This is a genomic window from Microcoleus asticus IPMA8 (genome assembly GCF_013179805.1).
Classification (GTDB): domain Bacteria; phylum Cyanobacteriota; class Cyanobacteriia; order Cyanobacteriales; family Microcoleaceae; genus Microcoleus; species Microcoleus asticus.
The window spans coordinates 1-9,638 of the sequence record NZ_SRRZ01000185.1; the positions used below are offsets into that span (position 1 = coordinate 1).

The window sequence follows — 9,638 nt, forward strand, 5'->3', positions numbered from 1 at the left end:
CTATTATCCCCGCTACTATTCCCAAGTGGTCTAAATTTACGATATTTATCCCTGATAATGGCTGGTTCATGATTTTTAGAGTTGCTTTACAGCAGAAATCTATTATACACTAAAAACTCCCAAACGATTGCACGGCAATCGTTTGGGAGTTTATTGTTGCCGAATCTATCTTCCTTTACCTCTGCTTGAATATCTGCGGAATGTGGGATTCAATGTGTAACTAACAGCCGAGTTGCCGGTGTACCGCTCGAACAACCTGCTCAACGGCTGATTATTGGTGTTGCAGGAGGTGTGAAAAAAGTGGAGTCAATTTTGGCTGCTCTGCGTGGGAAGTTAATTACGGGACTGATCACCGACGAAGTTGTCGCCCAAGCTATTCTTGAGAATGTCTAACTTTTCAGGGGTTGCCGAGTTGTTGGTGGTTGAGTTTTTCTTGCGGTTGACGATTCTAAGGCTATTTCATCGATGGTTTCCGCGTTTAGTTAAGCCGTTTGTGTTTGATTTGGTGTTAGATACGGACTTGTCTTATTCGCAGGTGTTGAGTCTGAGCCAAGAGTGGATTCAGAAGGTGAAGCGTTCGATGGCTGAGAATTCTTGATATTCAGCAACGCGATTTTCACCATCCTAATTAAGGGCATCAAGCGATCGCCTGATGCCCGGTGTCCTTATAGTGGAGTTGCTGATAGTATGTCGATAAGATCGTGCATCCGATCGATAACTTGCTGGGCACCAGCCGACACAAGACCATCTGCACGGCTTTTTCGTTCATCCTCGCTGATATGAGTTCCCCCTACATAACCGATAATCTGCGCAATTCCAGCGGCAACGGCAGCCCTTACCCCACTGAGAGAATCTTCAACTGCCACGCAACCGGAAGCTTCAGCGTCCAGACACTTGACTGCATATAGGTAGATGTCAGGAAGCGGCTTGGGCCGGGGAACGGGGAGAGAGTCGTGAGCGCTAAATATCTGCTCGCTGGGGAAATAGTCGGTCAGGGCAGCAGAAGTAAGGCAAGCACTCAGCCGCTGTAAGCTGCTGTTACTTACAAGTGCATATTCAAATCCGTCGTCGCGCAGGTAAGACAGCACTTCGGGCGTTCCTTCTGTCGCTTTTGCCTCTATAGTAAGCCGTTGAATCGCTCTCTTTTCTTCTTCAGCCACTAGCCTGTCAATATCGCGCTCATTAAGACTTGTTAATGAGTCTGGGTAGAGCTTTTTGAGTATTTCCCTGTAGGGTTTCCCGGCGAAGCTTTTAACAAAGTCCTCAAGCTCATAGTATTGAGCGCCAGGGAACTCACGAGCCACTTCATTTGTCAGCCTCCATGCACTCTCAAGTGCTATGGTTTCACTATCAACGACAGTTCCGTCATGATCGAAAAGCACCACCTTAGGATGCTGATAAAGCGGTTTCATTTAAAAGGCCTCCCTCACTGTAATTCTTAAGCGTAGTCAATAGTCCGTGGGTCTGGATATCTCGCAAAGCTTGTTGGCATTCATTATCTACGACCTCTGTGTGTTCGCAATTCTCCAATCCCAGAATCCCGCTAATTACTGCGCCTTCTTGAATCGCTGTAATTGCGCTTTGGGTATCCTTGGCATGATAGGGTTGACCAGACTCGCACGCCTCTTCTCTGACTGCAAGCAGCCACGCCGCAACGGGAAGTATAATCCGCTTCATGCTGACCTTTAGGCTATAAGCATCCTGAAGTATCGGAAATATATACTTGCCTATTTTCCTACAGGTTTCTGAAGAGATTCTCTCAGTAGTATCGGGAAGATCCTCGTTACTCAGCCTTAGTAACACCTGCTCCATATATTGTTCGCACATCTCGCGAGGCACTGGTGTTGCTGCCGCTATATCGTCCATGAGAAGCCGAGTAAACAACTGGAATTCCGGTAGCGCGATCGCCTCGTGCATATACTCTATACCTGCTCTTACAGCTAAACAGGCTATGAAGGAGTGTACTGCATTCAAGAATCTCGACTTCATATACAGAAAGGGAGTGATGTCGCTAGTCATAATCACCCCCGCATCTTCCCACTTGGGTCGATCGCCTGTGAAGTTGTCTTCCACGACAAACTGCCAAAATGGTTCCGTTACAATGGGTGCGCGATCGCGAACCTGCAACAGTCGGCTGGGGTAGTTATAGTCGGATTCCTGTTCTTGAGGCACAATCCTGTCTACCACTGAATTAGGGAACACCGCGCTATCCCTGATGTATTCTGCAAGCTGAGGATCGATCGAGTGAGCGTAAGCTAGCACTGCTTTTCGCAGGATCTCGCCGTTTCTTGGGAGGTTGTCGCAAGAAAGTGTGGTGAAGGGGGTCATTGAGCGATCGCGTCGTCGGCGTAGCGCCTCTACTATAAAGCCAATTGCAGTTGTGGGAGTGGAAGGATTTCGCAGATCGTGCGCGATGTCTTCATTCGCTGTGTCGAGGTTAAAATTCTTGTCTAGATGGTAGCCTCCTTGAGTAATTGTCAGAGTCACCAGATGCACAGAGGGAGACGCCATCTTTTCAAGCACATACTCGCACTTCTCTCTACCATTAACGATTTCCCTGATAGAACCTATAACTTCCGCTTCCTCACGATTTTGAGCGCAACTAGAGTGTTTGGTCAAAGTGTAAAGGAATCTCTGCGGTTTCAACCTAGTAATGGTCTGTTGACTCTTGAGGCTAACCCCACAAATCCCCCATCTCTGCTCTTGGGAATTTTTCTGTGCAAGATAGTTATGTATTATGTAGGCGAGGTGGCCCCTAAAAAAACGACCAGGCCCGAAATGGACGATACCAGTCTTAAGCGCCCTCCTGTCGTAAGGAGACTGTTCTCTCCACAAACCGGTTACAGTACCGAAGCGAGAACTTGAAGAAACACTGGGCGGTCTGAGTAAGTTAACCATGAGATTTCTTAAATAAGTTTGATAAGGTAAAATGAAAATTGGTCAGTCTGGGTATACCCAATGACCTACAAGCAACACAAATGTCTCAAACTGCAAAAATTTTGGGTATCCTTTGTGCCATTTACAAAGAAGCGTATTACCACATGGTAATTAGGGTGTGACAGATAGAGCAGAGAAAGAAAAAATCAGGTAAACCTAATTAATAATCAAAGCTCAATTGGTCATTAACCTGAAGTAAGGCACAAGAGTAAGCGACCTACTGCAACTTTGTTCAACTTTGGCAAGTGGCAAAGGCGAATGTATGTGCTATAAGGCGCAATTAGAGTGCTTTCAATTCTGGCTTTAGATTCCCCAATAACTCTGTAGACTTTGATGTTATTTCCCTCGATCGCTGCTATCCTCCGCCTTCAGGAGAATCTACAAACAATTCTTTAGAGGTACTTAAAACAACAGGGTAATTAGGGTCTGACAGCTAGAACAGAGACAGAAGAAATCAGGTAAACTTAATTAAGTATCTAAAGATCGAGCAGTCATTAACCTGAAGTAAGGCACAAGAGTACGCCACATACTGCCACTTTGTTTAGCTTGGACAAGTGGGTAAGTCGAATGTCTTTCCTATAAGGCGCAAATAGACTGCTTTTAAATTATGCCTTTAGATTACCTAATAGCTCTGTACACTTTGTATATTATTTACCTTGGTCGCTGCTATCATCTGTCTTCAGGAGAATCTACCAATAATTCTTTAGACGGAGTTATAACCACAATCAAATGTATACTTCGCTACAAGCAGTTAAGTTAGAGTTAGGCGTTTGTGTAGCAAGCGTCCAAAAAACAACGCTTGCCTTGAAAATTCCTGTCTGTAGCGGATGGCTGATACAGCATTGCAAGTCCGTTTCAGTCTGTCCATAAATTTTTAAAGTTTCCTCACTCACAACAGGGCTCTGCACTGCTGTTGAGCAAATCCTCCACAGACACCTGACAATCTGGAAATGCCAAAGGTGCGATTAAATCGGACTCGGCCAACACAACCTGGCTAGCATAACACTCTGCCCCTGGCTCCGGAAACACATACAATCGACGGGCATTGATATCTACAATCCAATACTCCCTGATTCCTGACTGAGCATAAGCAGGGGCTTTCAATTCCCTGTTAGTTAAGTTAGATCGCTCCGTAGATGTTGCCCGCGCGCAAGAGTTATCTTGTTTGGACGAACGGCGGGCTGACTTGAATATTTACCGCGCACAATTGAGGCGCATAAAGAGTGAAATTGCTCTACTTTCTTGAGGTAAAAGCTGACGGCAACAGCTTCTATAAAATTGTAATTACGACTCGACTAATTGAGGAACGGATAGCCGAAGTGCAGCGGGATGTGAGAGTCCATTAGTCAGAGGTTGCCATCAACTTGCTGGGATTTTGGGAACACCGAGGGAATGTGGAACTGTACTTCAAACACCGCTACAAAGCGTTTAATTATCGCGAGGCGCTCTCGCCAAGAACGCAAAGGTAGTGTTTGGTAACCAGCGGTAGTAGGTGCTATTAACTTCGACGGTTTGATATTGCTGGATATAGCGATCGAGTTCTTTGCGCGGCGGTAGGTGGCGGGGATCAAGCACACCTTCCCAATGGTCGTAACTCCAACATGAAGTGCCGATGTGAACAATCAAATCCGGGTTCGTTATCGCTTCCATGATTCGGATCTGGAAATCGCTACTGCACAAACTTTCGTCCCTGCAGAGAGGGACTAAGAATTTAATATTTGAAAACAGGATGCGATTGAATTAGTTGGCTCGATCGCTGCTACCTCGATCTGTAGCTTTTTCTGCTGCTTCCCGTCCTGGCGTAACTGCTTCGCCCACGTTATTTTTTACCGATTCTATAAATCTTTTGGTACTGGGGGCAATGGGTTGGTCGAGATTCAGCTTTTCTGTGATATTGTCAACTACACCCCTCGCATCCTTCTCTATATCGCTTGTTGGCTGCCGATCGGGAAGGGCAATTTCGTAAGATTTAGCTTCAGGGGTTAAAGGTGTAGCGATCGCTTGCATTTTGTTGCCCGACAATTGCAATTCGGAGCTAAAAATCAGCGCTATTCCTACAGCAAAGATTATTCCTACTCGCAGGCAAGTTGTAACTAAGCGCGATGTAAACTTTTTCATTGAAAAACTCTGTTTTTTATGTGACGACTGTAATACAGAATAATTGCTGTTGTTGGTTTGCAAATCTATCTAAAGATAGGACTTGGGGCCAATTTATGGTGTTAGCATCCTTCCCAAATCAACCTCAACAAAAAAGTTTTTGGCGCTGCGGCGCCAACAGGCAACCGATCGCAACTACGAACTCAAGAAAGGTACATTTACTACTTCCCCTGACACCGATCCGACTTGCACTTTCAGTCCTTCGCCGCCCGCTTTTGTGCGAATGTAAGCAAGACCAAAACAGCCGGACTCGGTTTCGGCAATGCTGGTGAGTTTGCCGACTTTTTCCTCTCCGATTGTGACTGCTGTACCGGGTTCAACCGCACCGCTCAACTGCAAACCCCAAAGTTGCTGTTTGACTCCTTTGTAGGTGTTCAACCGGGCAATTGTTTCTTGACCGATGTAGCAGCCTTTGTCATAAGTAATCGTGTGTAAAAGACGGGCTTCTAAGGGGTTGTAATCCTCTGTGAGTTCAAAATCAGGGGCGGGGCGGCCTTGTTCGATTCGCAGTTGTTCCCAAACTCGATCGCCCATCGGTACGGCCCCAGCTTTGACTAATTCCTTCCACAAGTTGGCTGCATCGCTTGCTGGCGCAATTAACGTGTATCCGAGAGTTGCTAAACCGCTACCCACCGCAACTCGAACCCCCCCTTCATCCCCCCCTTGGTAAGGGGGGGAAAGAGGGGGGGTTTTTATCAATTTGTGAGTAGCGTAAGGTTGATTTTCTAGTTCGGTAACTCCGATTTTTTCTAATAGTTGAGTGCTTTCCGGGCCGAGGAAACTGAAAGCAACAGTCGTATCGGTTAAATCTGTTAACTCGACGCGATCCATTGGGAAAATATAGCGATCGAGCAATTCCAGCAGTTGGCGGCGGCGGTTGGGCGAAACTAACAGCAGTACGGCATCTTCTGTTGCGTAAGCGGTGGCGAGGTCGATCGTCCGGGCGGTGGAAGTCACGAAAACGGTGTCGCAACCTTGACCTGGTTTGAGTATATTAAAGTTATTGGTACTTTGATTGTGCAAAAACCGCAGGCGATCGCTATCTGAGATTTGAATGCGTCCCCAGTGAGTGCGATCGTACAAAGCCGCACCTTGTTTAGTTGCTGCGATCGCTTCTGCGTCATTACCAAAACTCACTGGCACAATTTCTTTGGTTGTTAACTCTGCAAAACTAGCACCAGCCGCTGCTTGAATATCGTGCAATTCTTGAATCAGCATAAAATTTTGTTAACTGTTGACTGTTGACTGTTGACTGATGACTGATGACTTTTAACTACTGCTTTCCTGTCAACTGACAACTGACTATTTGCCCAAATTGGCGAATATTTCTTGTATTAATTGACTGGCTTTGGCATCAAGACGATTCCAATCTACATCCCCAGTGTCATCCTCAATCAAGCTAGTGTCAATTACGACTTCCTGGCTTTGCAGTTGAGTGTGGGCGGGCTGGTAGTTGACAAAACAGACTCGATAGCAAAGTTCCCAAATATCGACGGATCTTTGCTCGCCTTGATTCTCTAAAATTAGTTGATAGCCCGGAATAGGAATCTGCACTTCTTGATAAGTGCCCGTCCAAACTGACTCTTCTAATTGTTTGCGGATGTTGTCGAGCACTCGGATCATCGCTGGCTGCATGAGCAGTTCAGCTTGCTGCCACGCGATCGGGCTAGTTATTTTAGGCTTCATATACACGGTTCTAAAAAAGAAAATCAATAAATTCATTTTCTAGCATTGCGTGCCAACTTTTGAGACATCCGCCACAGAATGTTAAATTTAGTCGTCACCAAATTCAAAAGTCAACCGTCAACAGAAACAGTTAAAGCCGTTCTCGGCTTGACGGCTAAAAACGGCTGAAACTGTTGATATGGAGTTATCGGATGGGTAATGTAGGATTTGAACCTACGGCATCCTGCGTGTAAAGCAGGCGCTCTACCACTGAGCTAATCACCCAATTGCACTCACCGGGATTTATCATATCACAGTAACTCAGAAAGATCAAGTAAAAAAAATCCTAAACTTTAAATGCCCTCTGGCCGCACCCACGATCAAATAACCATGTGGAGTTTGCCCTTGGTGGCAGCCCTCACCTTTGGCCAGACTCAGAGCAGCAACCTGACTTTGCTCGTTTCCGGCAGTTTCTTATTCGGCGGGCTGATGTTTGGTCCCGACTTGGATATCTACTCCTGCCAGTATCAGCGCTGGGGATGGTTCAAACCGATTTGGCTGCCGTACCAAAAAAGCCTGCGCCACCGCTCTTTTTTGTCCCACGGCCCTCTGATCGGCACTGCTTTGCGAATCTTGTACCTCGCTATCTGGATCGCGGTTTTCGGAATGTTGGGATTGGCAATTGCCGAAAAAGTCGGGAACTTAGGCGGGAATTGGCAGGATGCGGTTTTGAGTTACGGCCGATCGATCAGGCAACACCACATCGAAATTTTAGCCGTTTACATCGGTCTAGAATTGGGCGCTATGAGCCACTATCTGAGCGATTGGGGCGGCTCGGCTTACAAAAGATTGAAAAAACAAGGATTGAGCGGGTTGCGGCTTCCTGGCACAATTAAGAGGCGCAAACGCCAACCAACCCGTCGCACTTCCAGCAAATCTAAAAGGTAAATTCCGATGTCTAATTCCCACAGTCGATCGCTCGCAGCACTCGAAGAACTAATAGAAGTTGTGGCTAAATTGCGATCGCCAGACGGCGGATGTCCTTGGGATTTAGCCCAAACTCCCCAAACTCTAATTCCTCACATCATCGAAGAAGCTTATGAAACCGCCGACGCGATTCGCAAAGAAGATAAAGATGCGATCGTCGAAGAATTGGGCGACTTACTGTTACAGGTAATTCTGCAAGCTCAAATTGCCAGCGAATCCAATCAGTTTACCTTCGCCGAAATTGCAGCAGGCATCACAGAAAAACTAATTCGGCGACATCCCCACGTCTTCGGCGATGTCGAAATCAACAGCGTCGATGAAGTCAACGAAAACTGGGAAAAAATCAAAGCAGCAGAAAAAGGCACAACTTCGGAAAAGCCGGCAACTTTAGCCTCGAAAATGAGCCGTTATGCCAGCACTTTGCCCCCGATCGCCGCCGGGATGAAAATCTCTCAAAAAGCTGCGGAAGTGAGTTTTGATTGGGACAGTGTAGAGGGCGTTTGGGATAAATTTCACGAAGAAATGGCAGAATTTGAACAGGCTCTCAAACACGAGGATAAGACAGCGCAGCAGTCAGAATTGGGAGATATTATGTTTGTGTTGATTCAATTAGCTCGCTGGTACGATTTAGATCCGTCGGCTGCTTTGCAAGGAACAAACGATCGCTTCGTGCAGCGGTTTGCGAAGGTAGAGGCTGCGTGCGATCGACCTTTGTCAGATTATGCCCCAGAAGAGTTAGAATCTCTGTGGCAGCAAGCTAAAGCTTTAATTGCTAAACAAAAGGGCGATCGGTAATAACTCACTCCCGATCGCTATTGTTAAGAACAGGCAAGATGCCTGTTCCACAACAACTCAATATTTTGCTTGTGGGGTGGGCTTCTAGCCCGCACTATTGTTAAGAACAGGCAAGATGCCTGTTCCACAACAACTCAATATTTTGCTTGTGGGGTGGGCTTCTAGCCCGCCCTGAAAAGCTGATTAACAATACTGCCAGATGTCAGCAATCAACTACTCGTAAAGCTTCGCATCGTTGTATGGGGGATGTTCGCACGCGATATATAAAGCATTTGTCGGTTCCAGGGCTTCTCCTGTCACCGGATCGATCGGCTTGAGGACAAAGCATAACAGAGAGAGCGATCGCCAATCCAAATTATCCAGCTTCCCACGTTCGTAACGGTTGACTGTTGCGGCACTGATACCCACATCTTTGGGTACGGGTTGATTTGTAGCTGTGAACAGCGCCTCTTCATATCCCTTTGTTTTGAACTCTGTTTCGCTGACAGACCAGCCTGTTGTCTGTCTTGCTGCTTTTAAAATCTTCCCCAAACGCATCCGCCCCGTTTCAGTGAAGCGAACGGGACGCAATTCCTGCTCTTTGTCTACCACAGCCTTGTTAGAGAGTCCTGACATTTTTCCCACCTACGTTAACTCTCAAACTAGCACAGCATCAATGATTGAGGGTTGCACGAGCAACATCTGAGCTCAAGAAGTTTAAATTCAATCTCTTTGCACTTGTGCAATAAGAATCTGATATAGTAATATGTAATTGACTCTAAACAGAACTTGCCTCTCAAGCCCTGAGTATACAGCTATGACTGCACTGTTTCGCCGCATCCAACCATCGAAAAAGCTCTGCATCACCGTCAGGTCGATCGCCCAACTGCTCAAAATCAGCCAAAATCAAATTAAGCGAGTCGAATCCTGGGCTTTCGTGGTGTTTGTGCATCGGCGGGACAGAGGCGGACAATTTCTCAGCTACCGGAAGCTGGAAGAATGGCAAAATGCGACCGCCCATCATATCCAACTGGAGTTTAGACTAAAAGCGATATGAGAGAACGCAAATCAAATGGAATTAGAGATTAAAAATATTATCTTTTCAGCCTCAAAGCATC

At 46.4% G+C, this 9,638-nt stretch carries 14 protein-coding genes and 1 tRNA gene; 6 read left to right on the top strand and 9 right to left on the bottom strand.

Annotation, left to right across the window (positions count from 1 at the left end; genetic code table 11):
- Positions 1–207: 207 nt before the first annotated feature.
- Together E5S67_RS29590 and E5S67_RS29595 are read left to right on the top strand one after the other, a co-directional pair.
- On the top strand, positions 208–393 hold the full coding sequence (locus tag E5S67_RS29590) for a sugar-binding domain-containing protein (RefSeq protein ID WP_339382779.1): 186 nt from the start codon (positions 208–210) through the stop codon (positions 391–393).
- Positions 386–598: a hypothetical protein gene (locus E5S67_RS29595; protein WP_172192705.1), complete on the top strand. Its 213-nt coding sequence runs from the start codon at positions 386–388 to the stop codon at positions 596–598. Before E5S67_RS29590 ends, E5S67_RS29595 begins: the two co-directional genes overlap by 8 nt.
- A 67-nt stretch (positions 599–665) precedes the next feature.
- Here E5S67_RS29595 and E5S67_RS29600 read toward each other — a convergent pair whose 3' ends face one another.
- The 3 genes from E5S67_RS29600 to E5S67_RS34920 all read right to left on the bottom strand — a co-directional run bounded on the left by E5S67_RS29600 (position 666) and on the right by E5S67_RS34920 (position 4,041).
- Positions 666–1,412, bottom strand: a complete 747-nt coding sequence (locus tag E5S67_RS29600; RefSeq protein WP_172192707.1) for an HAD family hydrolase — start codon at positions 1,410–1,412, stop codon at positions 666–668.
- Complete coding sequence (locus E5S67_RS29605) at positions 1,387–2,898, bottom strand: mannitol dehydrogenase family protein (protein ID WP_172192709.1); 1,512 nt, start codon at positions 2,896–2,898, stop codon at positions 1,387–1,389. The genes E5S67_RS29600 and E5S67_RS29605 overlap by 26 nt, the downstream gene beginning before the upstream one ends.
- A gap of 924 nt (positions 2,899–3,822) precedes the next feature.
- Entirely contained in the window at positions 3,823–4,041 is a 219-nt protein-coding gene (locus tag E5S67_RS34920; RefSeq protein WP_172192711.1) for a Uma2 family endonuclease, read from the bottom strand.
- A gap of 119 nt (positions 4,042–4,160) precedes the next feature.
- Here E5S67_RS34920 and E5S67_RS34260 point away from each other — a divergent pair, with 119 nt between their 5' ends.
- Positions 4,161–4,283, top strand: a complete 123-nt coding sequence (locus E5S67_RS34260) for a hypothetical protein (RefSeq protein ID WP_281363594.1) — start codon at positions 4,161–4,163, stop codon at positions 4,281–4,283.
- Positions 4,284–4,365: 82 nt separating this feature from the next.
- Here the strand turns inward: E5S67_RS34260 and E5S67_RS29620 are convergent, their stop codons facing one another.
- From E5S67_RS29620 to E5S67_RS29640, 5 genes are all read right to left on the bottom strand, one after another.
- Entirely contained in the window at positions 4,366–4,587 is a 222-nt protein-coding gene (locus E5S67_RS29620; protein ID WP_246277042.1) for a DUF72 domain-containing protein, read from the bottom strand.
- A gap of 90 nt (positions 4,588–4,677) precedes the next feature.
- Positions 4,678–5,055 (bottom strand): hypothetical protein, encoded by a 378-nt coding sequence (locus E5S67_RS29625; RefSeq protein ID WP_172192713.1) that lies wholly within the window; start codon positions 5,053–5,055, stop codon positions 4,678–4,680.
- A gap of 174 nt (positions 5,056–5,229) precedes the next feature.
- Positions 5,230–6,309: a CAF17-like 4Fe-4S cluster assembly/insertion protein YgfZ gene (gene ygfZ / locus E5S67_RS29630; RefSeq protein ID WP_172192725.1), complete on the bottom strand. Its 1,080-nt coding sequence runs from the start codon at positions 6,307–6,309 to the stop codon at positions 5,230–5,232.
- Positions 6,310–6,396: 87 nt separating this feature from the next.
- Complete coding sequence (locus E5S67_RS29635; RefSeq protein ID WP_172192715.1) at positions 6,397–6,780, bottom strand: hypothetical protein; 384 nt, start codon at positions 6,778–6,780, stop codon at positions 6,397–6,399.
- A gap of 192 nt (positions 6,781–6,972) precedes the next feature.
- Positions 6,973–7,044 (bottom strand) — tRNA-Val (locus E5S67_RS29640).
- A 72-nt stretch (positions 7,045–7,116) separates the two neighbouring features.
- On the opposite strand from E5S67_RS29640, the gene E5S67_RS29645 reads away from it, so the two are divergent.
- Together E5S67_RS29645 and mazG are read left to right on the top strand one after the other, a co-directional pair.
- A complete protein-coding gene (locus E5S67_RS29645) occupies positions 7,117–7,707 on the top strand; it encodes a metal-binding protein (RefSeq protein ID WP_172192717.1) in 591 nt (196 codons plus the stop codon).
- 6 nt (positions 7,708–7,713) lie between these two features.
- Positions 7,714–8,541, top strand: coding sequence for a nucleoside triphosphate pyrophosphohydrolase (gene mazG / locus E5S67_RS29650; protein ID WP_172192719.1), 828 nt, complete (start codon positions 7,714–7,716; stop codon positions 8,539–8,541).
- Positions 8,542–8,754: 213 nt separating this feature from the next.
- Here the strand turns inward: mazG and E5S67_RS29655 are convergent, their stop codons facing one another.
- Positions 8,755–9,156: a helix-turn-helix domain-containing protein gene (locus tag E5S67_RS29655; protein ID WP_172192721.1), complete on the bottom strand. Its 402-nt coding sequence runs from the start codon at positions 9,154–9,156 to the stop codon at positions 8,755–8,757.
- Positions 9,157–9,337: 181 nt separating this feature from the next.
- On the opposite strand from E5S67_RS29655, the gene E5S67_RS29660 reads away from it, so the two are divergent.
- Positions 9,338–9,577 (top strand): hypothetical protein, encoded by a 240-nt coding sequence (locus tag E5S67_RS29660; protein WP_216670800.1) that lies wholly within the window; start codon positions 9,338–9,340, stop codon positions 9,575–9,577.
- Positions 9,578–9,638: the final 61 nt, after the last annotated feature.